Annotated in this window: 24 protein-coding genes and 1 pseudogene; 9 read left to right on the forward strand and 16 right to left on the reverse strand. The window is 71.8% G+C overall.

Annotated elements, in window-relative coordinates; genetic code table 11:
• Positions 1 to 93: 93 nt before the first annotated feature.
• Complete coding sequence (locus tag BXA11_RS10795; RefSeq protein WP_076434388.1) at positions 94 to 2,067, forward strand: sensor histidine kinase; 1,974 nt, start codon at positions 94 to 96, stop codon at positions 2,065 to 2,067.
• 71 nt (positions 2,068 to 2,138) lie between these two features.
• Positions 2,139 to 2,768, forward strand: coding sequence for a response regulator transcription factor (locus tag BXA11_RS10800; protein WP_076434547.1), 630 nt, complete (start codon positions 2,139 to 2,141; stop codon positions 2,766 to 2,768).
• A gap of 19 nt (positions 2,769 to 2,787) precedes the next feature.
• Here BXA11_RS10800 and BXA11_RS10805 read toward each other — a convergent pair whose 3' ends face one another.
• Positions 2,788 to 4,653 (reverse strand): CASTOR/POLLUX-related putative ion channel, encoded by a 1,866-nt coding sequence (locus tag BXA11_RS10805; protein WP_076434389.1) that lies wholly within the window; start codon positions 4,651 to 4,653, stop codon positions 2,788 to 2,790.
• A gap of 62 nt (positions 4,654 to 4,715) precedes the next feature.
• Between BXA11_RS10805 and BXA11_RS10810 the strand changes: the two genes are divergently transcribed.
• Together BXA11_RS10810 and BXA11_RS10815 are read left to right on the forward strand one after the other, a co-directional pair.
• On the forward strand, positions 4,716 to 5,303 hold the full coding sequence (locus tag BXA11_RS10810) for a Maf family protein (RefSeq protein WP_081903222.1): 588 nt from the start codon (positions 4,716 to 4,718) through the stop codon (positions 5,301 to 5,303).
• A 10-nt stretch (positions 5,304 to 5,313) separates the two neighbouring features.
• Positions 5,314 to 6,138 carry an EI24 domain-containing protein gene (locus BXA11_RS10815; protein WP_076434390.1) on the forward strand — a complete coding sequence of 275 codons (825 nt, stop codon included), beginning with the start codon at positions 5,314 to 5,316 and terminating at the stop codon, positions 6,136 to 6,138.
• Here BXA11_RS10815 and BXA11_RS10820 read toward each other — a convergent pair.
• Positions 6,111 to 7,703: an ABC-F family ATP-binding cassette domain-containing protein gene (locus BXA11_RS10820; protein ID WP_076434391.1), complete on the reverse strand. Its 1,593-nt coding sequence runs from the start codon at positions 7,701 to 7,703 to the stop codon at positions 6,111 to 6,113. The genes BXA11_RS10815 and BXA11_RS10820 overlap by 28 nt on opposite strands.
• Before the next feature lie 218 nt (positions 7,704 to 7,921).
• Here BXA11_RS10820 and BXA11_RS10825 point away from each other — a divergent pair, with 218 nt between their 5' ends.
• Entirely contained in the window at positions 7,922 to 9,004 is a 1,083-nt protein-coding gene (locus BXA11_RS10825) for a DUF4192 domain-containing protein (RefSeq protein WP_076434392.1), read from the forward strand.
• Positions 9,005 to 9,011: 7 nt separating this feature from the next.
• On the opposite strand, the gene BXA11_RS10830 is transcribed toward BXA11_RS10825, so the two are convergent.
• Positions 9,012 to 9,362, reverse strand: coding sequence for a hypothetical protein (locus BXA11_RS10830; protein WP_030505789.1), 351 nt, complete (start codon positions 9,360 to 9,362; stop codon positions 9,012 to 9,014).
• 158 nt (positions 9,363 to 9,520) lie between these two features.
• On the opposite strand from BXA11_RS10830, the gene BXA11_RS10835 reads away from it, so the two are divergent.
• Positions 9,521 to 10,105 (forward strand): DUF1707 and DUF4870 domain-containing protein, encoded by a 585-nt coding sequence (locus BXA11_RS10835; RefSeq protein ID WP_081903221.1) that lies wholly within the window; start codon positions 9,521 to 9,523, stop codon positions 10,103 to 10,105.
• Between the two features lie 19 nt (positions 10,106 to 10,124).
• Here BXA11_RS10835 and BXA11_RS10840 read toward each other — a convergent pair whose 3' ends face one another.
• The 5 genes from BXA11_RS10840 to BXA11_RS10860 all read right to left on the reverse strand — a co-directional run bounded on the left by BXA11_RS10840 (position 10,125) and on the right by BXA11_RS10860 (position 16,198).
• On the reverse strand, positions 10,125 to 11,651 hold the full coding sequence (locus tag BXA11_RS10840; protein ID WP_076434393.1) for an ATP-dependent DNA ligase: 1,527 nt from the start codon (positions 11,649 to 11,651) through the stop codon (positions 10,125 to 10,127).
• Between the two features lie 63 nt (positions 11,652 to 11,714).
• The gene (locus BXA11_RS10845) at positions 11,715 to 13,241 is read right to left on the reverse strand and encodes a glycosyltransferase family 39 protein (protein WP_083744132.1); all 1,527 of its coding nucleotides are present in this window, start codon (positions 13,239 to 13,241) and stop codon (positions 11,715 to 11,717) included.
• A gap of 192 nt (positions 13,242 to 13,433) precedes the next feature.
• The gene (locus tag BXA11_RS10850) at positions 13,434 to 13,808 is read right to left on the reverse strand and encodes an FKBP-type peptidyl-prolyl cis-trans isomerase (protein WP_030505785.1); all 375 of its coding nucleotides are present in this window, start codon (positions 13,806 to 13,808) and stop codon (positions 13,434 to 13,436) included.
• 144 nt (positions 13,809 to 13,952) lie between these two features.
• Positions 13,953 to 14,675: a general stress protein gene (locus BXA11_RS43885; protein WP_204053583.1), complete on the reverse strand. Its 723-nt coding sequence runs from the start codon at positions 14,673 to 14,675 to the stop codon at positions 13,953 to 13,955.
• An 83-nt stretch (positions 14,676 to 14,758) separates the two neighbouring features.
• Complete coding sequence (locus tag BXA11_RS10860; RefSeq protein ID WP_030505783.1) at positions 14,759 to 16,198, reverse strand: GuaB1 family IMP dehydrogenase-related protein; 1,440 nt, start codon at positions 16,196 to 16,198, stop codon at positions 14,759 to 14,761.
• Positions 16,199 to 16,302: 104 nt separating this feature from the next.
• Between BXA11_RS10860 and BXA11_RS10865 the strand changes: the two genes are divergently transcribed.
• The gene (locus tag BXA11_RS10865) at positions 16,303 to 16,812 is read left to right on the forward strand and encodes a GyrI-like domain-containing protein (RefSeq protein WP_076434395.1); all 510 of its coding nucleotides are present in this window, start codon (positions 16,303 to 16,305) and stop codon (positions 16,810 to 16,812) included.
• Here BXA11_RS10865 and BXA11_RS10870 read toward each other — a convergent pair.
• From BXA11_RS10870 to BXA11_RS10890, 5 genes are all read right to left on the reverse strand, one after another.
• Positions 16,794 to 17,354: a hypothetical protein gene (locus tag BXA11_RS10870; protein WP_076434396.1), complete on the reverse strand. Its 561-nt coding sequence runs from the start codon at positions 17,352 to 17,354 to the stop codon at positions 16,794 to 16,796. The genes BXA11_RS10865 and BXA11_RS10870 overlap by 19 nt on opposite strands.
• Positions 17,351 to 17,584, reverse strand: a complete 234-nt coding sequence (locus BXA11_RS10875) for a helix-turn-helix transcriptional regulator (protein WP_076434397.1) — start codon at positions 17,582 to 17,584, stop codon at positions 17,351 to 17,353. Before BXA11_RS10875 ends, BXA11_RS10870 begins: the two co-directional genes overlap by 4 nt.
• Before the next feature lie 30 nt (positions 17,585 to 17,614).
• Complete coding sequence (locus tag BXA11_RS10880; RefSeq protein WP_076434398.1) at positions 17,615 to 18,406, reverse strand: ABC transporter permease; 792 nt, start codon at positions 18,404 to 18,406, stop codon at positions 17,615 to 17,617.
• A complete protein-coding gene (locus BXA11_RS10885; protein ID WP_076434399.1) occupies positions 18,403 to 19,275 on the reverse strand; it encodes an ABC transporter ATP-binding protein in 873 nt (290 codons plus the stop codon). Before BXA11_RS10885 ends, BXA11_RS10880 begins: the two co-directional genes overlap by 4 nt.
• A gap of 106 nt (positions 19,276 to 19,381) precedes the next feature.
• Positions 19,382 to 19,591, reverse strand: a complete 210-nt coding sequence (locus BXA11_RS10890; RefSeq protein WP_143734191.1) for a transposase family protein — start codon at positions 19,589 to 19,591, stop codon at positions 19,382 to 19,384.
• A gap of 421 nt (positions 19,592 to 20,012) precedes the next feature.
• Here BXA11_RS10890 and BXA11_RS44460 point away from each other — a divergent pair.
• Positions 20,013 to 20,903: pseudogene (locus tag BXA11_RS44460) on the forward strand (IS481 family transposase); the annotation flags it as partial.
• 1,141 nt (positions 20,904 to 22,044) lie between these two features.
• Here BXA11_RS44460 and BXA11_RS10900 read toward each other — a convergent pair.
• From BXA11_RS10900 to BXA11_RS41250, 3 genes are all read right to left on the reverse strand, one after another.
• Positions 22,045 to 22,476: an SRPBCC family protein gene (locus tag BXA11_RS10900; protein ID WP_076434402.1), complete on the reverse strand. Its 432-nt coding sequence runs from the start codon at positions 22,474 to 22,476 to the stop codon at positions 22,045 to 22,047.
• Positions 22,477 to 22,507: 31 nt separating this feature from the next.
• Complete coding sequence (locus BXA11_RS10905) at positions 22,508 to 23,014, reverse strand: VOC family protein (protein ID WP_159454758.1); 507 nt, start codon at positions 23,012 to 23,014, stop codon at positions 22,508 to 22,510.
• A 64-nt stretch (positions 23,015 to 23,078) separates the two neighbouring features.
• Positions 23,079 to 23,903 (reverse strand): helix-turn-helix domain-containing protein, encoded by an 825-nt coding sequence (locus tag BXA11_RS41250; RefSeq protein ID WP_159454759.1) that lies wholly within the window; start codon positions 23,901 to 23,903, stop codon positions 23,079 to 23,081.
• A gap of 130 nt (positions 23,904 to 24,033) precedes the next feature.
• Here BXA11_RS41250 and BXA11_RS45730 point away from each other — a divergent pair, with 130 nt between their 5' ends.
• Positions 24,034 to 24,357: a transposase family protein gene (locus BXA11_RS45730; protein ID WP_387072111.1), complete on the forward strand. Its 324-nt coding sequence runs from the start codon at positions 24,034 to 24,036 to the stop codon at positions 24,355 to 24,357.
• The last annotated feature ends 3 nt before the right edge of the window (positions 24,358 to 24,360 follow it).

Consider the following 24,360-nt stretch of genomic DNA (forward strand, 5'->3'; position numbering starts at 1 on the left):
CCCGTCCCGGCGTCCGGACCCGCGGGGGGTCCCGGGTGGGACGGGACCCTGGTCCCATTCCCGTCGAGGCGAGGAATGTCCAATGATGTCCTGATGCGAAGTGGTGCGTGGCCCCAATGGCTCTGGGCGATCCCCGTCCTGTGCGGGGCGGCCGTCGTCGCCGGCGTCGCGCTCACCACGGCCGTGCCCGTGCCCGACAGCACCTATCTGGTGCTCGACACGGTCGTCGGCATGACCTACCCCGCGGTCGGCGTGCTGATCCTGTCGCGATGGCCGCGGCACCCCATCGGGTGGCTGTTCTGCCTGAGCGGCGCAGGGCTGGCACTCCAGGCGCTGTCCGGGGGATACGCCGCGTACGCCCAGTCGTACGGGCTGCCGGGCGCCCTGCTCGCCGCGTGGGTGACGAACTGGGTGTTCTTCACCGGTTTCGGGCCGCTCCTGCTGCTGCCGCTGCTGCTTCCCGACGGACGGCTGCCGTCGCCGCGGTGGCGGCCGGTGCTGGTCGCGGCCGTCGCCGCGATGGCGGTGCTCCAGGTCATGCTCATGCTCCGCGATCGCGTCTGGGTCTGGGGACACGAGGTGCCCAGCTCCTTCGGGTTCGTTCCCACGGTTCCCGTCGCGGAGGCCGCCTTCGGCGTGGTGGTGACCGGGCTGGCCCTGTCGGGGGTCGCGGCGCTGGCCACCCGGGTCACGCGCTCGGACAACAGGCGCCGCCTCCTGCCGGTGTTCGCGGCCGTCGTCGCGGTGGGGCTCTCGGTCGTCGCCGACAATCTGCTGCCGCCCGGCCCGCCGGTGGGGGTGTGGCTGCAGGCCGCGGTACTGCCGCTGTTCCCCGCGGCCACGGCGGTCTCGATCTTCCGCTACCGGTTGTTCGAGATCGAGGTGCTGATCCGGCGCACCGTTGTGTACGCGCTGGTCACGGTCGTGCTGCTGGGGGCATACCTGGTCACCGTGGCCACGATCGGCACGCTCCTGCGAACCGGGAACGGGCTGCTCGAACCGCTCGCCGCCACCGCCGTCGTCGCGGTGGCGTTCGCGCCCGCACGCGACGCCGCGCAGCGGGCCGTCGGCCGTCTGCTGTTCGGCAACCGGGGCGACCCGGCCGCCGCGCTGTCCCTGCTCGGCCAGCGCCTGGAGTCGTCGGCCGACCCGACGCGGCTGCTCGACCGCGCGGCGGAGACCGTGGCGCACACGCTGCGGCTGCCCGCGGTCGCCGTGCTCGCCGCCGACGGCACACCGGTCTGCGCCGAGGGCGGTGTCCCCGTCGACGGTGTACGGCTTGCGCTCGTGGTGGGCGGACGCGTGGAGGGGGAGCTGCGCGCGGCCCCCCGTTCGCCGGGTGAAGCCCTGTCGGCGGCCGACCTGGCCGTGCTCGACGACCTCGCCCGCCAGCTCGCGGTCGCCCTTGCCGCCGTGCGTCTCGCCAGGGAGGTGCAGACGTCGCGCGAGCGGCTGGTCATCGCCAGGGAGGAGGAACGGCGCAGACTCCGCCGTGACCTCCACGACGGTCTCGGGCCCGGCCTGGCCGCCATCGGCGTACGGCTCGACGTGATAGAGGCCACCGCCGCGGGCATGCCGCCGGCCATGCGGTCGTCGCTGTCGGAGGTCAGGCAGCTCGTCCAGGGCCTCGTCGGCGACGTGCGAAGGATCGTCCACGACCTGCGCCCGCCGGCGCTGGACGAGCTCGGGCTGGCCGGCGCCCTGGAGGACCTGGCTCTGGACACGGAGGAGGCGGTGGAGGCGGGCCCGGTCGTCACGGTCCGGGTGCCGGAGCCGCTGCCCGAGTTGCCCGCCGCCGTCGAGGTGGCGGCCTACCGCATCGCGCAGGAGGCCCTGGCCAACGCCCTGCGTCACGCGCGGGCACGGACCATCGAGATCGTCGTCAGGATCGAGCGGGACGGACTGGTCCTGCGCGTCCGCGACGACGGCAGGGGACTGCCCGACCCGCTCGTCGAGGGCGTGGGATCGGGCAGCATGAGAGAGCGCGCCGCGGAACTCGGCGGTGTGTTGCGCAGGACGTCCGCCTCCGGGGCGGGCACGACGGTGGAGGCGGTGCTGCCGCTGTGATCGACCCCAAGGCCGATTCCCAGACCGACCACACGGCCGGCCCGAAGGCCGATTCCGAGGCCGCCGCGCCGGTGCGCGTCCTGCTGGTGGACGACCACCCGCTGCTGCGGCACGGCCTGCGGGCGCTGCTCGAACAGGTCGGCGGCGCCCAGGTGGTGGGCGAGGCGGGAGACGGCGACGAGGCCGTCGCCCTCGCGTTGTCGCTGCGGCCCGACGTGGTCGTGATGGACCTGGTGATGCCGGGCACCTCGGGGATAGAGGCCACCCGCCGGCTGATCGACCGCGATCCCGCTCTCGGCGTGCTCGTGCTGACGATGAGCGAGGACGACGCGTCGGTGTTCGCCGCACTGCGGGCGGGCGCGCGCGGCTACGTCCTCAAGGGCACGGGCGGGGCGGAGTTCATCGCCGCCGTCCGGGCCGTCGCCCGGGGCGAGGCCGTGTACGGCCCCGCGGTGGCCCGGCGCATCCGCAGGTTCCTGGCGCCGAGCCCGGACGTCACGCCGTTCCCCGAGCTGACCGCCAGGGAGCGGGAGATCCTCGACCTGCTCGCGTCCGGCAGGTCGAACGCGGAGATCGCCCGCGCCCTGTTTCTCAGCCAGAAGACCGTGAAGAACCACCTGACGTCCGTCTTCGCCAAGCTCCAGGTGGCCGACCGGGCGCAGGCGGTGGTGCGCGCCCGCCGCGCCGGTCTCGGCGAGTGAGCGGTGGGGACGGCCGGGCTCAGTGTTCGGCGAGGACGATCACGGAGTCACCGGGCGTGAACGTCACCGCCCGGGACCGGTCCGGGTTGAGCACGACGCCGTAGTGGGGCGGCTCCCCGGACTTCGCCGCCGCGCGGTAACCGATCGCGGTCTCACCCCGCCGCAGGGCCGACTCCACGATCGTGCGGAAGGCGACGGGCCCGCCTGTGGTCACGTAGTCCTCCACGGGCCGGGGATAGACCTCCGAGCCCGCGGAGTCGAAGAGATAGGTGAAGACCTCGGCGAGGTGCGGGTTCTCGGCGAGCTGCGCGAGCAGCAGGCCGATGACGGTGTCGCTGATCACGATGTCGTCGGCCTCGGTGACTTCGGCGAGCGTCCGGTTGTTCTCGTCGTGCATCTCGCTCACGATCGAGTACTTCTCCCCGAGGGTCGCCTGCATGTCGCGCAGCTGCAGCAGCGTCATCAGCGTCCGGTTGTCGGCGTGGCCGGGGTCGTAGCGGTCGTCGGAGAGCACGATGACGTGCTGGTAGACGCCGACGCCGAGGGACTCGAGGGCGTACCTGTCGGTGGCGTCGCACTCCTTGACGTTCACCGTCAGGTTGCGCAGGCCCTCCAGACCGGCGCCCGCGCCGGGGTGGTCGCCGGCGACGTCGAGCACCGATCCGGGGGTCACGTAGCCGTCCAGGTAGCGGATGATCCTCGCGGCCCGGCCGTTCCAGCCGAGCATCAGGGTCCGCTCGGGGGCGGGCGCCGGGGCCGTGGCGGGGACGATGTGCCGTTCGTCCGCGGGAGCCGTTCCGTTCGCCAGGCGGATGAGCGAGTCGTCCTGGGCGAGCACCACGATCTCGTCGGACGTCCCGATCGTCGTGTCCGCCGGCGGGTTGAGCACCACACCGCCGGGCGTGCGCAGGCCGAGGACGGTCGCGGTCGCGTACGCGTCGAGGGCCCGGCCGTACGACCTGCCGGCCAGGGAGGGATCGCGGCGCAGGTAGATCTCACCGCCGTCGAAGTTCAGCAGGTCCATGCAGACGACGGACACGCCGGACTGCCGGGACGACTGCACGATCAGCCGCGCGGCGATGTCGTCGCTGTCGACCAGGTGGACGCCGGGCCCTCCGGCCAGACGGGCGGCGGCCATGTTGCGCGAGGCGGCGATGGCGGCGACCACCGGAGGATGCTCGCCCGCCCGCTTGGCCAGCGCGAGCAGGGTCTTGATGACGTGCGCGTCCGGGTCCTCCTTCTCGGGGGACAGCACGACGATGGTCCGCGCGGTGCTCAGGCTCAACAGGTCGAGGTCGCCCGGCTCGGTGGGCCGGCCGGTGCGGCACACCAGGCGCGTCTTGCCCGTGTCGCCCACCCGGGCCCTGATGGCGTCCTCCATGGCCGGCTTGTCCCTGTCGGCCAGGATCGCGATGACCGAACCGTGCTGGCTGGCGTGCGCCTTGGTGAGCTCGGAGACGATCGTGTAGAGCTGCTCGGACCAGCCGAGGATGACGGTGTGGCCGCTCTCGATGACGCGGGAGCGGCCCTTGCGCAGCTCATCGATCTTGCCGCGCAGCCCGGCGGAGAGCACGCCCACGAGGATGCTGACGATGAAGATGCCGCCGAGGGACGCGCCCAGCATGATCGCGAGAAAGGGCGCGGTGCCGGCGTCTCCGGCGATCTTGCCTGGGCTGAGGGCGTGCATGAGCGACAGCCACAGCACCCCGGGCCAGCCGTCGTGCCGGAGCGCCTCGTCGGGGGTGAGCCACATCGTCAGCGCGCTGACCACCACGATGAGCACCAGCGACACCAGGGCCAGCCAGCCGATGAGGGCGGCCGTGCCCCTGGCCATGGTGTTGTCGAACCAGTAACGCGCACGCTCTTTGACCGTGGCTTTCGACACCGGCCCCCCTCGTAAGTGATCAGTAAACGTCAGACATAGTAGAAGCGGCTAGGCTGACTCGCGTGACGGAACTGGTGCTCGCCTCGGCCTCGCCCGCCCGCCTCGGTGTGCTGCGGGCGGCCGGGCTCGATCCCAAGGTCGTCGTCAGCGGCGTCGACGAGGACGCGATCACGGCCGCCACCCCCGAGGAGCTGTGCCTGGAGCTGGCCGTGGCCAAGGCGGACGCCGTCTCGCGTACGCTCGCCGAGGGCATCGTGATCGGCTGCGACTCGGTGCTCGAACTCGACGGCGTCGCGTACGGCAAGCCGGGGACGCCGGAGAACGCGCTGCGCCGCTGGCAGACGATGCGCGGCAGGACCGGCCGGCTGCTGACCGGGCACTGCGTGGTGGACGTGGCCCGGGGCCGGAGGGTGTCGGAGGTGGCGGCGACCGTGGTGCGGTTCGGCACGCCGTCCGACGAGGAGATCGAGGCGTACGTCGCCAGCGGGGAGCCGCTGCGCGTGGCCGGGGCGTTCACGCTCGACGGCCTGGGCGGCTGGTTCGTGGAGGGCATCGAGGGCGATCACGGCAACGTGCTCGGTATCTCGCTTCCCCTGCTTCGCCGCCTTTTCGCCGATGTGGGCGTGCCTGTGACGACCTTGTGGCGCTAGCCTGCCCGCCATGAGTGGCATCGGGCGGCCCGCCGGACGGCGCGGCGTCGGCGGTTTCGCCGAGGGAGTCGGTTTCAGCCTGCGGGGTCTCGCCTGGGTCGCCCGGCATCCCCTCTGGTGGTTGTTCGGCCTGATCCCGGCCTTGATCGCGCTCGCGCTCTACGTCGCGGCGCTGGGGTGGCTGGGCACGCACGCCACCGACGTGGCGGCGTGGGCGACCCCGTTCGCCGACGACTGGGGCTGGCGCGACGTGTTCCGCACGCTGGTCGGCTTGATGATCTTCGTGGCGGGTCTGGCGCTCGCCGTGCTGACGTTCACCGCCGTCACGTTGGTGATCGGCGACCCCTTCTACGAGAAGCTCTCGGAGAAGGTCGAGGAGGACCTGGGCGGGCTCCCCGACGGCGGCGACCTGCCTTTCTGGGCTTCCCTGTTCCGGTCGATCCGCGACAGCCTCGTCACCCTCTGGTGGGTCCTGCTGTTCTCCGTGCCGCTGTTCGTGCTGGGCTTCGTGCCGGTCGTCGGGCAGACCGTGGTGCCCGTGGTGGGGGCGTTGGTCTCCGGGTTCTTCCTCACGGTCGAACTGACCGCCTTGGCGATGGAACGCCGAGGGCTGCGGCGCAAGGAGCGTTTCGCGCTACTGCGATCGAACATGTCCGCCTCGCTGGGGTTCGGCGTGCCGCTCTTCGCCGCGTTCATGGTGCCGTTCCTGAGCGTGCTCCTGATGCCCGGCGCGGTCGCCGGCGCCGCCATGCTCGTCCGCATGCGGCTGGCGCCGGCGACCGTTCCGGGACAGTGGGCACCGGACGGTCAGGCCAGGGACACAAGACCGGCGTAGTCGGAGTTCCACATGTCCTCGACCCCGTCGGGCAGCAGCAGGACGCGGTCGGGGCGCAGGGCCTCCACGGCCTTGTCGTCGTGGGTGACCATGACGACGGCGCCCTGATAGGAGGCGAGCGCCGCCAGCACCTCGTCCCGTGACGCCGGGTCGAGGTTGTTGGTGGGCTCGTCGAGCAGCAGCACGTTGGCCTGCGAGCTGACGAGGGTGGCGAGCGCCAGCCGGGTCTTCTCGCCGCCCGACAGCACGCCCGCGGGCTTGCCCGCGTCGTCGCCGCCGAACAGGAACGAGCCGAGGATCCGGCGCACCTCGCCGTCCCCCAGGTGCGGCGCGGCGGCGGCGAGGTTCTGGGCGACGGTGCGCGCCGGGTCGAGCGTGTCGTGCTCCTGCGCGAAGTAGCCCAGCCGCAGACCGGGACCGTGCACCACGCGGCCCGAGTCGGGGCGTTCCCGCCCGGCCAGGATCCGCAGCAGCGTGGTCTTGCCCGCGCCGTTGAGACCGAGCACGACGAGCCGGCTGCCCCGGTCCACGGCCAGGTCCACCCCGGTCAGCACCCGCAGGTCGCCGTACGCCTTGGTCAGGCTGATCGCGCCGAGCGGGGTGCGGCCGCAGGGGGCGGGCTCGGGCAGCCGGATGCGGGCGACCTTCTCGGCCCGGCGGACCGGCTCCACCGCGGCCAGCATGCGGTCGGCCCGGCGCGCCATCTCCCTGGCGCGTACGGCGGTCGCCTTGCCGGCGCGCATCCTGTCGGCCTGGGCGTGCAGCGCGGCGGCCTTGCGTTCGGCGACGGCCCGCTGCCGGGCGCGTCCGCGTTCGGCGGCGTCGCGGTCGGCCAGATAGGTGCGCCAGCCGGTGTTGTGCACCTCCAGCGCGGCCCGGTCGGCGTCCAGGCGCCAGATCCGGTTCACGGTGTCGTCGAGCAGCGCGGTGTCGTGGCTGATCAGGACAAGCCCGCCGGTGCGGCCCGCGAGGAACGACCGCAGCCAGGCCACGGAGTCGGCGTCCAGGTGGTTGGTGGGCTCGTCGAGCAGCAGCGTGCCCTGCCCGGCGAACAGGATGCGGGCGAGTTCGACCCGGCGCCGCTGCCCGCCGGACAGGGTGCCGACCGGCTGGGTCATGACCCGGTCGGGCAGGCCGAGCCCGGCGGCGATGCGGGCGGCCTCGGCCTGCGCGGCGTATCCGCCGCGCGCCTCGAACTCCGCCTCGGCACGGACGTACCGCCGCATCGCCCGCTCCTGCTCGGCGGGATCGCCCATGGCCGCCTCGGCGGCGCGCAGCGCGCGCTCGGCCTCGTCGAGGCCGCGGGCCGACAGGATGCGGGCGGTGACGGGAAGGGACGGATCGGCCGCCGCGGGATCCTGCGGGAGATAGCCGACCTCGCCGGTCCGGATGATGGTGCCCGCGGCCGGCTGTAGTTCGCCGGCCAGGGTCTTCAGCAGGGTGGTCTTGCCCGCGCCGTTGCGGCCGACCAGGCCGACGCGGTCGCCGGGGGCGACGTGGGCGGTGACGTCCGACAGCAGGAGACGGGCGCCGACGCGCACGTCGACACCGCGAAGGGTGATCATTTGATGACGCTCCGGAGAAGCTCAAGGACACACGGGTGGCGTGAAAGCGGGTGTCCGAGCTAAGAGATCCGGGGCGTAGCCATGGCGCCGAGTGTAGGTCGCGCATCCGGCCCGGCGCCAACGGTTTTGCGGCCGCCGGTTGTCCACAGGAGGACCGTTGTCCCCAGAACGCGCTTCGGCCGTCGTGGGTGCGCGGCCGTCCGGCGAGGCTTGCGGCCATGACGATCCCGAAGCTCGTGCTCTCCTCGCCGGCGGACATCCTCGCCGCCGTGCCCTACCTCGTCGGGTTCCACCCCGCCGACAGCCTCGTCGTGACCGGTGTCGCCGGCCCGGAGGTGCGGCTGACGACGCGCTGGGACCTGCCGGTCGCCGCAGGGGACCTCGACCGGCTGGTCGCGCTGCTGCGCCGCGAATCGGTGACGGCGGCCTTCGTCGTCGGATACGGCGCCGGCGCCCTGGTGACCCCCGCCGTCGACACGGCGACCCGGCTGCTGCACGCCGGGGGCATCCGGGTGGCCGAGAGCCTCCGGGCCGAAGGCGGGCGCTACTGGTTCTACTCCTGCGGCAGCGCGAGCTGCTGTCCCGCGGAGGGCACGCCGTACGACACGCAGCGCAGCCAGGTCGCGGCCGAGGCCGTGCTGCACGGGCTGGTCGCCCTGCCCGACCGGGGCAGCCTGCGGCGCTCGGTCCAACGGTGCGGCGGAGCGGCGATGCGGCAGGTCACCGCCCGGGTCGCGGCCGAGCTGCGGGCGATGCCCGAGCCCGGGGCGCCGCTCGCGGACGAACTGGCCGCGCGGTTCGTGACGGAGGGGCTGGCGCGGGTGCGCAGCGCCATCGGCCTCTACGACTCGGGGGGCAGGCTGGACGACGAGGGCGCCGCCCGGCTCGGGCTCGACCTCGCCGTGGTGAGGGTGCGTGACGAGGCGTGGGCGTTGATCGACGACCGTGACGCGCACGTCGCGCTGTGGCGCGACCTCACCCGCCGGATAGAGCCGGGCCACGTCGCGCCGGCGGCCTCACTGCTGGCCGCCGCCGCCTGGCATCGGGGGGAGTGCGCGCTCGCGGGGATGGCGCTGGAGCGGGCGCTCGCCGCCGACCCCGGCTACTCGATGGCGCTCCTTCTCCGGCAGGCACTGACGCACATGATGTCCCCCGCCATGCTCCGCGACCGCATGCCGACACCGGAGGAGCTCGACGACGAGATGGGCCCTCCCCGGGCGATCTGGCTCGCGCCGCTGCGCGCGCTGCTGGCCCGGGATCTGCCCGGTCCGGCCTCCGTATCGGCTCTGCGACGACCCTGAGCGGCCGTCAGACCGCCTCGCCGTCCTGAGCCTGCCGCCGGCGCTCGTTGTACGCGCGCATCCGGGCGGGGTAACCGGTGAGCTGCACGTCGTACACCGGAAGGGCGAGATCCCTGGCGACCTTGGCGATCACCGCGGGCGCTCCGACGCGGCGACGGGTCCACTCCCCGTCGTGGGCCACGGCCACCGCGGTGGTGTCGGTCGCGAAGGTCTCGGGTTCGACGTAGAACTCGACTCCACGCCGGGTCTTGGCGAACTCGATGAGGGCCTCGACGTCGGCGTCGGTCGCCTCGCGGTCGAACTTGGCCACGCGGGCGCCCCGGCGTCGCCGGAGCCCGTAGCGATCGCGCCATCTCATAGTGCTTGTATACATCGCCGCGGATCACGATGGCGTTAAGGGAACGGTCTCGGGGCGATGTCGGGGATGTCCCTGATGCCGCCGGACGCGTACACGGCACAAGATGGAGGCAGACTCGAAGAGAGCCGAGCAGTCGATCGACGGAAGGCGATGCCGTGATGCCCGCGACAGCGACACCACCGTGGCCGGGCCGCGCCCCGATGCCGCACCCTCAGTTGCGCGTCACCAACCAGGACCGCGAACAGGTGGTCGAGCATGTCAAAGCGGCCTACGCCGAGGGCCGGCTCGACAAGCACGAGATGGACGAGCGGCTGCACCTCGCCATGACGGCGCGCACGCACGCCGATCTCGTGCCCATCATGAACGACCTGTACGGCACGCGCCCGGCGTACGTCCCCCGGCCGCCCTCGTATCACGCCGCCGCGGTCCCTGACGGGGGAGACCGGGTCGGGGCCGCGGCCTCGCACCTGTTCGGCCTGCTGGGGTTGTTCATCATCGGCCCGCTGCTGATGATGGTGACCGCGGGGCGGACGTCCCCCTACATCAGGAAGCACGCGGTGGAGTCGCTCAACTTCCACCTCACCGTGCTGGGCGCGACGGTGCTGCTGCCGTTCACCGTCGTGGGCGTCGTCCTGCTGCCGGTCATCTGGGTCGTCGGGCTGGTCCTGTGCGTGGTCGGCGGGGTGTCGGCGCTCGCCGCCACCGAGTTCCGCTACCCGCTGACCGTCCGCCTGATCAAGTAACTCGTGGCGCGGCCCCCGGTCAGGGCATGAGCGCGCGGACCGCGGCCACGGTGTCGGCCTCCTCCGGCCGCTTGTCGGGCCGGTAACGCAACACCCGGGCGAACCGAAGCGCCATGCCGCCGGGGTAGCGGCTCGACCGCTGCACCCCGTCGAAGGCGATCTCCACGACCAGCGCGGGCTTGAGCGTGACGACGTAGTCGTCCGCCGGTCCCTCCGCCAGCCGCAGGAACTGCTCGGTCTGCCAGGTCAGCAGTTCGTCGGTGAGGCCCTTGAACGTCTTGCCGAGCATCACGAACCCGCCGCTCTCCGGGTCGTAGGCGCCGAGGTGCAGGTTGGACAGCCAGCCCTGGCGCCGTCCGTTGCCCCACTCGGCGGCCAGCACGACCAGGTCGAGGGTGTGCCGCGGCTTCACCTTGATCCAGCCGGCCCCTCGCCGGCCCGCGGCGTACGGCGTGCTCAGCGACTTCACCACGACGCCCTCATGGCCCCGCCGCACGGCGTCGCCGAAGAACGCCTCGGCCTCCTCGGCGTCCGCGGTGACGAGCCGAGGGGTGATCAGCCCGGCCGGGACCGCGGCCTCCAGCGCGGCGTGCCGCTCCTCGTCCGGCAGGTCGAGCAGATCGGCGCCGCCCACGCGCAGGGCGTCGAAGAAGAAGACGGTCAGCGGCACCGTCGCGCGCAGCGACGCGACGTCGGTCCTGCTGGCCACCCGGCCCGAGGTGACCTGGAACGGCTCGGGCCGGCCGTCCGGGCGCAGTGCGATGACCTCGCCGTCGAGCACGAGATCGGTCCCAGGGAGGCCGAGCACGGCCTCGACCAGCTCGGGGACCTGCGCGGTGATGTCGTCGAGGGTGCGGGTGAAGACGGCGACCCGGTCGCCCGACCGGTGGGCCTGGACCCGCACGCCGTCGAGCTTCCACTCGACGGCGGCAGGGGCGCCGGCCTTCTCCAGAGCGGCGGTCACGCTGGCCGCGCTCTGCGCGAGCATCGGCGCCACCGCCCGCCCGACCTCCAGGTGGAACGCCTTCAGCTCCGCGACGCCGCCGCGCAGGGCCGCCGCGCCGACGGCGGGCAGCGAGCCGCGCAGGGTCAGGGCCCGGCGCACCTCGGCCGCGGGCACGTTCGCGGCCATGGCGATCGCCTCGATCATCACCCCGTTGAGCGCCCCCTGGCGCAGCTCGGCCGTCAGCAGCCGGTGCAGAAACGACTGTTCCTGCCGGGTGAGGGCGCCGAACAACTCGCCGAGCAGCTCGCGGCGCGCGGACTGCGAACCGGTGCCCGACTGCGACTTGATGCGTTCGAGCAGCGCGTCGACCTGCGTCAGGGTCGCCGTGGCGATCTGACGCGGCTCGGGGAGATCCGACAGACTCCGCCAGCCCACCCCGATCTGGCGCTGCGGCAGCTCACCCGACAGGTAGGCGATGGCGGTCTCGGCCTCGTCCGGTCCCACCCTGCCGAGGAGCTCGGCGAGGTGCCTGATCTTGGCGAGCCGAGCCGAGTCCGCGGCGACGGCCGCGGACGTCCTGGCAAGGTCGATCAGCAACACACCGTAATCCTGCCTCACCACTGCGGCAGATGCCCAGGCCGGGGTCGGACACGCGTCGTGGCGCTAGCTGTAGTGGCGCACGCGCGGCCACAGCTCGCGCCAGGGCTGGACGGGGTCGTGGCAGACCGTGATCGGTACGCCCTGCTCCTCGCCCGGCATCCCGCTCAGCCTTCCCCCCGGGACGCAGCGGGCGAAGACGGTGGCGAGTCCGGCGAGCGGATAGCCGACGGACACGACCACCCGCGTCCCCTCCGGCGGCGGTCCCCACCACCACAGCTCGTTGTGGCCGCTGTAGACCGCGGGCAGCCCGAACTCGCCCGCCCAGCGGTGCAGCGCGCCTGCCTCGCCGTAGTTCGCCGCGAGCAGCACCGCACCGGCGCGCTCGGCGGCGGGCAGGCCGTTCACGACCCGGGCCGTCTGCGCCGCCACATCGCGCATGCCCACCGACTCAGCGGCCACCTCGTTCATGGCGGCGACCGGCGTCCCGCCGAGCGACGCCGCGGGGACGACCGGCAGCGCCACGACCACCGCCACCACGGCGTTGACCGCCAGCGCCGCGATCAACACTCGTCTCCACCGCCATCCGGCCGCCGTGACGCAGCCGGCCGCGAACAGGTAGAGCAGGAACCCGCCGGTGTAGTCGGGCCGGCCCCCCGAGTAGAGGACCAGCGCGCAGGCCACGGGGTAGGCGATGGCGAGGGAACGGACCCGTCGGTTCCGCCACAGCCGCAGCCAGCCGGCCACGCAGATCACCGCCTGCACGGGCCCGAGCAGCACGATCTGCAGGGGGACGAAGGCCGCCCGGTTGTCCGCGCCCTCGTCGGCCCGCAGCGCGTCGGCCATCTGGAACTGCGGCCAGTCGTGCGTCACCTGGTAGATCAGGTTGGGCGAGGCGATCACCAGAGCCAGGAGGGCGCCGGCCCACAGCCGTCTGTCCCGCAGCACCTCGCGCGGGCCCGCGACGAGGATGCCCAGGCCGACGGTGCCCAGCAACACCACGATCAGATCGCGGTTGTACGCCGCGATCCCGGACAGCGCTCCCAGCCAGAGCCAGTAGCGCCCGTCTCCCCTGAGTAGCACCCGGAGCAGGCACAGCGTGACCGCGCCCCACAGCACGAGGTCGGGGGTGAGGGTCAGCAGCGAGTGCCCGGCCAGCAGAGTCAGCACGGAGGTGGCCGTCCCGGCCGCGGCGAGGATCTGGGCCGCGCGGCCGCCACCCAGCTCCCGGGCGGCCAGCGCGACGAGCACGACCAGAGCCCCGGCGCACAGAGCGGGGACGATCCGCAGCGCGACGACCGTGTCTCCGAAGATGGTCGTGGACAGCCGGGCGATCATCGGCGTCAGCGGCGGGGTGTCGAAATATCCGAGCCGCGGCCGCTCGCCCAGCATGCGGAAGTACAGCTCGTCGCGGTGGTAGCCGTACCACGGGCTCACCGCGAGCAGCACGGCCACGGTCACGGCGGCGATCGCGGCAACGGCCCGGGGTGTCGCGGTGAGCGGAGCGTCCGCACGAACGCCCCTGCCGGGGGACGCCCCCTCGGCGTCGTCCTGTGCCGGCGTGCCGCCGGTCACCTTGCCGTCCGCGGTCACGCCGGCCTCCCGGAAGCCGGCGCTCGCAAGGGGCCGCCCCGCGGGCGGCCGTGACGGGAGGAACCCCGATCGAGGGGGTTCATGACGAGGCGGTTCGGGGGGGTATCTGCCACCCGGCCATCATCCTCGAACCGCTCCCGCTCTCCTACCCCTGAATTCGGAGGCGCCGCGTCGCCTCAGCGGGTGTCCAGGTCAGCCGACGCCGAGCAGGTCGACGACGAAGATGAGCGTCTCACCGGGCTTGATGAGGGCGCCCGCGCCGCGGTTTCCGTACCCGAGGTGCGCGGGGATGGTCAGGCGCCGCCGTCCGCCGACCTTCATGCCGGCCACGCCGCGGTCCCAGCCGGCGATGACCCGGCCGCCGCCGAGCGGGAACTGGAACGGCTGGCCGCGGTTCCAGGAGGCGTCGAACTCCTCACCCGTGGAGAACGCCACCCCAACGTAGTGGACGGTCACGTTCTGCCCCGGCTTGGCCTCCGGCCCGTCCCCCTCGACGAGATCGACGATCTCCAGGTCTGCGGGCGGAGCGCCCTCGGGAAAGTCGATCTCCGGCTTCTCCAGTGCCACGTGGGCCTCCTGTTCTGTCTGTGTCCACAGCGCTTCCAGTGCCGGACGTTCCGGCAGGCTGACGACTCTACCGGGGACGGCCGACACGAGAACGCCTTCCCCACGCGGGTGGGGAAGGCGTCGGAACTCCGCCGATGGCGAAGGTCACGGGCGACGGCCCCTCGTCAGGCCCGCCCGGTCGTCGTCGCGCGTCGCCTCGGCACGGGCCTCCTCCGCACGCGCCGCTTCAGCACGCGCTTCCTCGGCACGGGTCTCCTCGGCACGGGTCTCCACCCGATCCTCCGCCGCCGGGTAGGCGGGGGCCTGCGGAGCGGTGTCGCCCGCGGCCGGTGACGTCGTGACGGGCCCGGCCGACGGCGGACGCTGGACGACGACGGTGTCGGCCGGCTGCACACCGCCCTCCAGCAGCGCCTGGGCCTGGTCGAGCATGGGAGAGGCCACCAGCACGTCGTAGCGGCCCGCGACGATCGAGCTCCTGGAGGAGAAGTCACGCGTCCCGCCGGTGAAGGCGTGGCTGGTGAAGCCGAAGGCGGCGCCGGCGATGGCGCCCCAGAGGATCGACCACAGCACCAGCCCGAAGAACGAGGTCGTGGCCGAGGTGAACAGCCCGAGGAACAGGCCGACGATGAGTCCGAACACCGCACCGGTGATCAGGCCGGACAGCGCCGCCTTGCCGTTGGTGAGCCGTCCGGTGACGGTCTCCTCCAGGCGCAGGTCGCTGCCGACGATCGCGGTGTTCTCCACCGGGAACCCGGCGTCGGACAGGGTGTCCACGGCGCGCTGCGCCGCGGCGTAGTTGTCGTAACTGACCAGCAGCCGTCTGTCGGCCGCGGGACTGACCGGCCCTCCGGCCGGGGAGTACTGCATGATCGCCTCCGCGGGGTAGTGCGGTCGGTACACGAACGCACTACCCCCGGAGAGCCCGATATTCCTCTACGGAATAGGAGGAGTCACCAACTTTGGTGCAGCGGCATGCCCTCGCTGTAGCCGGAGGCGCTCTGCACGCCGACCACCGCCCGCTCGTGGAACTCCTCGATCGTCGCGGCGCCCGCGTACGTGCAGGAGGAACGCAGGCCGGCCACGATGGCGTCGATCTGGTCCTCCACGCTGGGCCGCGCCGGGTCGAGGTACATCCGCGAGGTCGAGATGCCCTCCTCGAACAGCGCCTTGCGGGCCCGCTCGAACGGCGAGTCCTCGGCGGTGCGCAGCCGTACGGCACGGGCCGAGGCCATGCCGAAGTTCTCCTTGTACTTGCGCCCGTCGGGGGCGGTGCGGGTGTCGCCGGGCGACTCGTACGTGCCGGCGAACCACGAGCCGATCATGACGTTGGACGCTCCCGCGGCGAGCGCCAGCGCGACGTCGCGGGGGTGGCGCACGCCGCCGTCGGCCCACACGTGCCGGCCCAGGCGGCGGGCCTCGGCCGCGCACTCCAGCACGGCGGAGAACTGCGGCCGCCCCACGCCGGTCATCATCCGGGTCGTGCACATGGCGCCCGGGCCCACGCCGACCTTCACGATGTCGGCGCCGGCCTCGACGAGGTCGCGTACGCCCTCCGCGGTGACGACGTTGCCCGCCGCTACCGGCACCGAGGGCTCGAGCGCCCGCACGGCCCGCAGCGCCGAGATCATCTTCTCCTGGTGGCCGTGCGCCGTGTCGACCACGAGCACGTCGACGCCGGCGTCGAGCAGCTCCTTGGACTTGGCGGCCACGTCGCCGTTCACCCCGACCGCCGCGGCGACGCGCAGCCGGCCGCGCGCGTCCACGGCGGGCTGGTAGAGGGTGGAGCGCAGGGCCCCGGTGCGGGTGAGGATGCCGACCAGGCGGCCGTCCTCGTCCACCACGGGCGCCAGCCGGTGGCGGCCCTCGTGCAGCGCGTCGAACGCGGACTGCGGATCGACGCCCAGTGGCAGCGTCTGCGGCGAGGCGGTCATCACCTGGGCGAGCTGGGTGAACATGTCGACGCCGTGGCAGTCGGCCTCGGTCACCACGCCGACCGGGCGGTTGTCCCAGTCGACGACGATGACCGCGCCGTGCGCCCGCTTGGGCAGCAGGGTGAGCGCCTCGCCCACGGTGTCGTGGGGGGTGAGGGTGATGGCCGTGTCGTGGACGAGGTCGCGGCTCTTCACCCATTCGATGACGTCGGCCACCACGTCGATCGGGATGTCCTGGGGGATGACGGCGATGCCGCCGCGCCGGGCGACGGTCTCGGCCATGCGGCGGCCCGCGACCGCCGTCATGTTGGCGACGACGATGGGGATCGTGGTGCCGGTTCCGTCGCCGGCGGACAGATCCACTCCGAGGCGCGACCCGACCGAGGAGCGGGACGGCACCATGAAGACATCGCTGTACGTGAGATCGTAGGGCGGCGTCACATCATTGAGGAATCGCACGTTTGTCCAGCCTACGTTGTGAGCGGGTCATATCCGGCATTCCCGGCCGACGTCGGAGCAGACCCGGACACGGGATACATTGACCTCGCCTGAGAGGAGAGCACGTGATCATCGTTGACCGTCCGGAGGCGCTCGTCGTCGGCTATGCCGTACGGACGACCAACGCGGCGGAGGCGGACCCGGCCCGCGCCCAGTTGCCGGGCCTGTGGGCCCGTGCCGGAGCGCCCGGAGCCTTCGCGCACGTGCCCGGCCGGATCGACGAGAACCTGTACGCCGTGCTCACCGACTACGAGAGCGACCACAACGGCGCCTACACCCAGGTCGTCGGCGTGGCCGTTCGCACGGCGGCGCGACTGCCCGAGGGCATGGTCGCCGTGCGGGTGCCGGGCGTGCCGGCGCTGCTGTTCGAGGCGAGGGGACCGATGCCGGGGGCGCTCGTCGACGTGTGGCAGCAGGTGTGGAGCCACACGGAGTCGGGGGGCGCCCCGGTCCGCGCCTTCACCACCGACGTGGAGATCCACCACCCCGACGGCGTCGACCTCTTCGTGGCCACGCTGCCGTCGTTCGGCGAGCCCTCCGGTCCCCCGGCGCAGGTTCAGGCGGCGCCGGCCTGATCGTCGTCCCGGTCGTCGTCGTCCGGTGGCGGGTCGGGCAGCCGCCACCCGGCGACCAGCAACGGCAGCACGAGATGCGTCAGCCACATCGCGATGAGGCCGAGGGCGATGGCGGCACCCGGCACCCGGGCAGCGGGGCCGTCTCCCCACATCGAGGCGAGGACCAGGGCCAGGACGAGCGTGAGGATCAGCCGCATCAGCGTGTTGGCCACCGTGTAGGCGCGCAGCCGTTCCGCGACCTGCCGCTCGTCCAGGCGGCGTTCCGGCAGCGACGCCAGTCCGCGCGTGGCGGCGTTCAGCGTCGTCACGGAGGGCAGGTAGCACACGAGCGAGACGGCCAGCAGCACGAAGTTGACCGTCACGGCCGTGTCGCTCGGCGCGATGTACCAGGACACGATCGCGTCGGCCCATATCACCAGCAGGCCGGTCGCGCCCGTGGCGACCAGCAGGCGGCGCCGGGCGCGGGTGCGGTACAGCGGCACGAACATCGCGTGTTCCATGCTCCGGGCGGTGTGCGCGTGCCATCTTTCGCCCCAGTTCACGATGTGCTCCCCAGCTTGGGAAAGGGCTTGAGCGAGAAGACGACCTCCACCGGCACCTCGAAGAACTCGGCGATCCGCAGGGCCAGGTGGAGGCTGGGGCTGTACTCGCCGCGCTCCAGGTAGCCCACCGTCTGGTAGTGCACCCCGAGCGCGGCGGCCAGATCCCGGCGCGAGACGCCGCGGTCGGCCCTCAGCACCGCGATGCGGTTGAACACCGGTTCCTCGGCCACGTCTCACCTCCGTCGGGCCCACGAGCCCGCTCACCGTCCGCGGACCCGGCGCAGCAGCCAGGGGGCTAGAACCATACCGCCGACGGCCCACGCGCCCAGAACGGCCGCCGCCCGGCCGAGCGGCCAGCTGTGCCCGAGCTCGGCGGCGAGGACGGAGTCGGGCAGGAACACCGCCCGCAGTCCGACGCCCTGCCAGTAGAGCGGGAAGACCTGGGCGATGCCGCGCACCAGGCCGGGCATCATCTCCACGGGGAACATCACCCCGGAGACCAGCATCAGGAGCATCGCCGGCAGGCCGAGCATGGCCGCGGCCGCCTTCGGCCCGGACACCAGGCTTCCGATGGCCGCGCCCAGGGGCACGACGGCCAGCGTCCCGAGCGCCAGGACCCAGGCGAGCGTCAGCCACCGCCCGAGGGCCGGCGGCGCGGCCACCCCGCCGAGCGGCACGGCCACCAGCAGGACGAGTGCGGCGTTCAGCGCGATCGTGAGCAGCGCCGTGACGGCACGCCCGGTGAGGTAGACCCGGATGCCTCCCGGCAGCGTCCGGGCCCGCATCAGCGTGCCCTCCTCGCGATCTGCGGCGATCAGCATGGGCAGGCCCGTCAGCCCGGTCGAGAACACCGCGAACGCCAGGAACCCCGGCGTCATGAACGCCGCCATGGACACGGGCGTGCCGGGCACGTTGTTGCCACCGATGAACAGGATGAGCACCACGTAGGTGCCGACGGTCCCGATGAGCGCGTTCAGCAACTCCTTGCGGTCGCTCCAGAGGTTGAGCTGCTCGGTCCAGCCCCGCCGCAGCCCCAGAATCGTCGCGTTCATCGCGTCCCTCCCACAACCGCCGTCTCGCGCGTTCCGCGCGTCTCCTCGATGAGATCCAGGTAGCTCTCCTCCAGAGTCGGCCGCCTGATCTCCAGCCCGGGGACCGGGCCGCCGTACCGCTGGTGCAGGTCCCAGGCCACGCCGGAGGGGTCGGCGGTCTCCAGTTCGCCGTCCTCCCAGCGCACCAGCGACGGGACCTGCACGGCGCGCGCCAGCTCGGCCGGGCTGCCGCAGGTGACCACCCGACCGGCCACGAGCACGGCGATCCGCTCGGACAGCCGCTCCGCCTCGGCCAGGTCGTGCGTGGTGAGCAGCACGGTCAGGCCCTCCTCGCCGGCCAGCCGCTCGATGAGCAGGTGGAACTCGCGCCGGGCCTCGGGGTCGAATCCGGTCGTGGGCTCGTCGAGGAAGAGCACCTCGGGGCGGCCGACGATGCCGAGCGCGACGTCCAGCCGGCGGCGCTGGCCCCCGGACAGCACCCCCGCCCGGTTGCGCGCCGCCTCGGTCAGGCCGAGCGCGGCGAGCAGTTCGTCGACGTCGTGGGGATCGTCGTAGTGCGCCGCGACGTGCGCCACCAGGTCGCGCACCCGCCACCGGGGGTGGTCGCGCCACGACTGCATCACCACGCCGAGCCGCGCCCGCCAGGCGTCCCCGGCGCGTGCCGGGTTCTCGCCGAGCACCTCGACCTCGCCGGACCAGCCGGTGCGGAACCCTTCGAGGATCTCCACCAGCGTGGTCTTGCCGGCGCCGTTGGGCCCCAGCAGCGTGAACACCTCGCCTCTGCGCAGGTCGAGGTCGACGCCGTTCAGGACCTGAACGGGCCCGTACGCCATGCGGAGTCCGCGTACGCGGACGGCGACGTCATGCATGCGCCCTCCAATGAAGTAGCCGTGCTCTCGAATGTAGTAGTTGTACTACATCTGATTCAAGGTGTGCTTCATCGAAGGGCTCGTTGCCGCACCGAAACCGCCGTACTCACAGGTGGAGCACGGTCTCCTGGTCGCCGACCGCCGTGTCGCACACCCGCCGCTCGTAGCTGCTGTGCACGCGTTGGGAGACCATCCCGCACCGCGGGCAGGCCGCCTGCGTGGTGCGGGTTCTGGCCCGGATCCGTACCGACGTCCCCCACTGGTACACCTGGTCGATCCGCAGGCCGGACAAGTGGGGGAAGAGAACCGCGAGCAACGCCGAGATCGTCACCCAGCATGATCAGCAACAGCGGCAGGTCGAGCGCCGGAAGATCACGAAATTAGTGCCAGAGCCAGTTCTTCACGCGTCGCCGAGACGCCATCTGGTAGTCCTGGCACGTCCTGGCTTTGTCAGGGCTGCCCCCACCCTCCCCGGCACCACCCGGATCAGGCTGCCCTCAGCTTTCCCTCCCCTGCTGCGACAGGACAGGAGAGAAGGTCTCGCACCTCCTCACGAACCGGTGCGCCGCACGGCGCACCCTTGAAACCGTAGAGAAAAGTCTCATCCGGTCCGTGTCCTGTCCTTGTCCTACCTCGGCTGATGCTTGACACGGCGACCTCGGTTGATGCTTTACACCACGTCGGCTGACCTGGCTTTTATGTGATCGACGGCGATCGTGTAGGGGGCCGGGTTGGCCCTGGTGGAGTTGTCCGTTGTCGAGCAGCGGTATCGGGCGGTGCTGGCGGTCTTGGCCGGTGCGACGGTGACCGAGGTCGCGTGCGAGGTCGGGGTAGCGCGGCAGACGTTGTCGGGGTGGGTGTCGCGGTATCGGGAGTCGGGCCTGGGCGGGTTGGTGGATCGCTCGCGGCGCCCGCATTCGTCGCCGTCGCAGATGCCGGCGCAGGTGGAGGTGCTGGTGTGTGAGCTGCGGCGGCAGCATCCGCGGTGGGGTCCGGTCCGGCTGGCGTATGAGGTCGCCCGGCGGGGTGTGGTTCCGATGCCGTCGCGGATGGGGGTGTATCGGGCGCTGGTGCGTCATGGCCTGATCCAGCCCAGGGCGGGCCGCCGTAAGCAGGTCTTCCGTCGCTGGGAGCGGGACGCGCCGATGGAGCTGTGGCAGATGGACATCGTCGGTGGGGTGTTCTTGGCCGATGGCCGCGAGGTCAAGGTCGTGACCGGCGTCGATGATCACTCGCGCTATTGCTTGATCGCCAAGGCGGTGCTGCGGGCCACCGGGCGGGCGGTCTGCCTGGCCTTCGTCGAGGCGCTGGGCAGGTTCGGGGCGCCGGGTGAAGTGCTCACCGACAACGGCAAGCAGTTCACCGCGCGGTTCGGGCACGGCGGTGAGGTGCTGTTCGACCGCATCTGCCGCGACAACGGCATCACCCACCGGCTCACCCAGCCGCGCTCGCCGACGACCACGGGGAAGGTGGAGCGGTTTCATCAGAGCCTGCGCCGGGAGTTACTCGACGACGCCGGCCCGTTTGAGGACCTGGCTGCGGTGCAGGCTGCCTTGGATGCCTGGGTGGCCGACTACAACACCGTCCGGCCGCATCAGAGCCTGGACATGGCCTGCCCGGCCGAGCGGATCATCCCCATCCCGGAGGCTGAGCGGGAACTGCTGCCGCTGCGGGTGCCGCCCATCCTGACCGGGGCACCGCAGCCTTCCACTGCCGCCGCTGAGCCCCTGACTGAGGTCGCCGACCTCAGGCACCAGGAGCCGCCCGGTGAGGTCGGCAGCGACCAGGACGCGGTCGGGCAGGCGGATCCGGCCCCGGTGTCTGCTGTGTGGCAGGGCGGGCCGATCGAGTTCGAGCGGGTGGTGCCGCCCAGCGGCAACCTCGGCGTGGCGGGTAAGCAGTTCTGGCTCGGGACCTCCCGCGCCGGGCAGGTGCTCACCTTCTGGGCCGATACGGATGTGATCCATCTGCTGGCCGGTGGGGTGAGGCTCAAGAGCCTGCGCTCGCATCTGTCGACTGCGGACCTGGCCGCCTTGTTCGCCCGCGGCGGCCGTGCCGCCGGGCCGTCCCCGCTGCCGCAGGCCGAGACCGATGCCGCGCTGGAGGTGGAGCGGACGGTGACCAAGTACGGCATGGTAAGCCTCGGCGGGCGCTACCTGCTGGCCGCCGAGATCCTGGCCGGGCGACGAGTCACGATCCGGATCGAGGAGACCACGCTGATGTTCCTCGACCCCGATACTCGCGAGCTGCTGCGGACCCGGCCCAACCCGCTGATTTGGCCCAAGTGCCTGCTGCTGCGCGGTGCCCGTCCCGCCGGCCCGCCTCCTGTGCTGGCCCGGTCGCCGGTCACGGTGGAGCGCCGGGCCAACTCCTTCGGCGTCATCATGGTGTGCCGCCAGACCGTCTGTCTGGGCCGTCAGCACGCCGGCGAGGTCGTCACCGTGCACGTCAGCGACACGACCTTCACGATCGACCTGGACGAGGGGCAGCGCACGACGCGGCGGACGACGGACATCCCGATCCGGAACCACAAAGCTCACCGACCCCGCAAGGTCGACCATGTTTCCTAGATCACCTGTCGCCCATGTCCTGGGACAGAAACGTCAGGCATCTCATGGGACTAGACACGAGCAGCCACACGAGTAGCCAACGACCGATCATGCATCTGATCTGGGCTTTTCTGCTCCGTGTCGTCGGTAGCTGTCCGGGTTGATCCTTGAGAAGGTGTCTTCGAGCCCCCAGATGATCTTGATTTGCTTGGGTTGACTGTCAGTCGTGGGTATCCTCCGGCAGCGCCTTGCGCAGGTATTCCATGTCAGTGCCGAGGGCGTTCCGGCTCGTCAGTCGCAGCAGCAGAGCGAGCAGCGGGTTGCGTAGATCCAAGTCGATCCGGTGCAGGATTCGGGTCCCGTCCGGTACCTGGTCGAGCCGGAAGCTGAGTTCGGCCCGCCGGAACAGGCGGGACTCCAGCAGTACGAAGGCTAATCCTCGCTCAGAGTCGTACTGGGTGATGCGGAACCGCTGGCGCTTGCCCGACGGCGCGATGGTCATCGCCTCGTATCCCACGCCGACCGGCGCGGTCGAAAGCGGGACCACCTCCGCGATGCTGCGGTCCCAACGAGGCGCGGTCAGTGGATCGCTGAGGAAGCGCCACACCTGCCGGATGCCCTGCGGGACGACGATGGACGAGTTGAGCTGCATCAGATGGCTGCCTCTCTTAGGTGCCGCTTGTTCAGCCGCCGTCCTGGCTGAGTTCAATGGGTTCTCCGGCGGCGAGCCACGCCTGGAAGCGGTCGTTGATCTGGTCGAAGGAGAGGGCCTCGGTCCGGGAGGTGGTCAGCCATCGGTGGCCGAAGGGACACTGCACGAGGCCGTGCCGGCTGCCGCTGAAATCCTCCTGTACCGGGGCGAGGGACAGGGCTCCGGCCGCGACGGCCCTGGCGTGGGCGGCGTCGGCGTCCTCGCAGGCGAGGATGATCGAGAAGGCGGTGCCACCGTAGTGGTGGGGTGAGTGGAGCCCGACCTCGGGCATCTCGTCGGCCACGACGACCGGGGAGCCATAAATGAGAATCGCCGCGTGCATGACCCGTCCGTCGGGGGCGTCCAGCCGGGCCAGGGGCTGGGCACCGAAGGCTGCCTGGTAGAAGTCCAGAGCCGCGGGAGCGTCGTGGACGGCGATGAGCGGTGTCCCGCTGCGGTAATGCGGGGAGACGGTGTCCGCCGCCATGTCAGCTGTCATGGGCTGGAAGCTACCGGCGGGGAATGGCATCGGATTGAACGAATGCGACCTCCACGTGGAGCCATCAGACCCGGGCGGATCGCAGCGATGCCGTCAGCTCACGCGGAGTGCGCTGAGTGAGGGCCCGCAGTTCGCGGCTGAAGTGCGCCTGGTCGCTGTACCCGGCCCGGACGGCAATCTCGGCGAGGCCACGGCTACGGTCGGCGAGCAGTCCGAGGGCGCGCTCGAACCGGAAGATCCGAGCGACGGTCTTGGGTGGCAGCCCCACCTGCTGGCCGAACCTGCGTTCCAGGTGGCGGCGGCTCCAGCCGATCTGTTCGGCCAGGACGGCGATCGGCGTGGCGCCGGCGCCGGACTTCAGCCGCTGCCACGCCCACCGTACGGCGGGATCAGGCGCCGGGCCGGCCGCGACGCGGGCGGTGAGGGCGGCGTTGAGGATGTCGAACCGCCGCCTCCAATCGGGCGCGGCGGCCAACCGCTCGGTCAGGTGGGCGGCGTTCGTACCGAGCAGCGCCGCCATGTCCACGAGTTCGTTGCTGATCGCATTCATGGGCAGCCCAAGCAGCGAGTAGGCCCGTAGCGGGCTCAGCCGGACCTCTACCCCGTACTGGAGCCCGCTGTGCCCGGTGACCGCCACCCGGTCATGCAGGGCCGCGACCAAGCAGGCGCTGGACCCGCCCTCCCCGCCACGAGGAGGGCGAGGCAGTTGGATCGGATTCCCGAATGTGATCAACATGACCACATCGCTGGAGGGGAGCTCACGGCGCCATAGCGTGGTGGTCAGCCGCTCCCGATAGCCGGTGTAGCCGCCCACAGTGGCCACTCCCTTGGCCCTGATCACCTCGTACTCGGCCGGACCCGGCCCTGGGACGATGCCTGGGACACCCACAGCGATCTCCTTCTCGTCTCGACTGCCATTCTTCATGCCAGACGTAGTCGCGCCTTGCAGGTGCTCATAGGCCGCCATCGCCGACCTCGGCTTCGTCGGCCTGGACGACGAACCGGCTAACCTCGCGATCATCACCGGCCGCAAGGCCGCCCGCAACAAACCCCTCACCCCTGCGCAGAAGCAGGTCAACCAGCTGATCAGCGTCGAACGCGCACCCGTCGAGCACGGCTTCGCCGACCTGAAGGGCTGGCGCATCCTCACCAAGCTCCGTCTGGACGCCGCCCAGGCCACCAAGCTGCTGCGCGCCCTGCTCGTGCTGACCACCCACGAGATCAACCGCTGGCGGATGATCTTGGGCCATGATTACGGCCTCAAGCCAGGGAGAGCATCCCCAACCGAACTCACACAAGGCCTTCTACCTGGGACTTCAGGATGGAACAAGCCCAATGAGTGAGGC

Origin of the sequence: Microbispora rosea, assembly GCF_900156315.1 — a bacterium.
Classification (GTDB): Bacteria; Actinomycetota; Actinomycetes; order Streptosporangiales; family Streptosporangiaceae; genus Microbispora; species Microbispora rosea.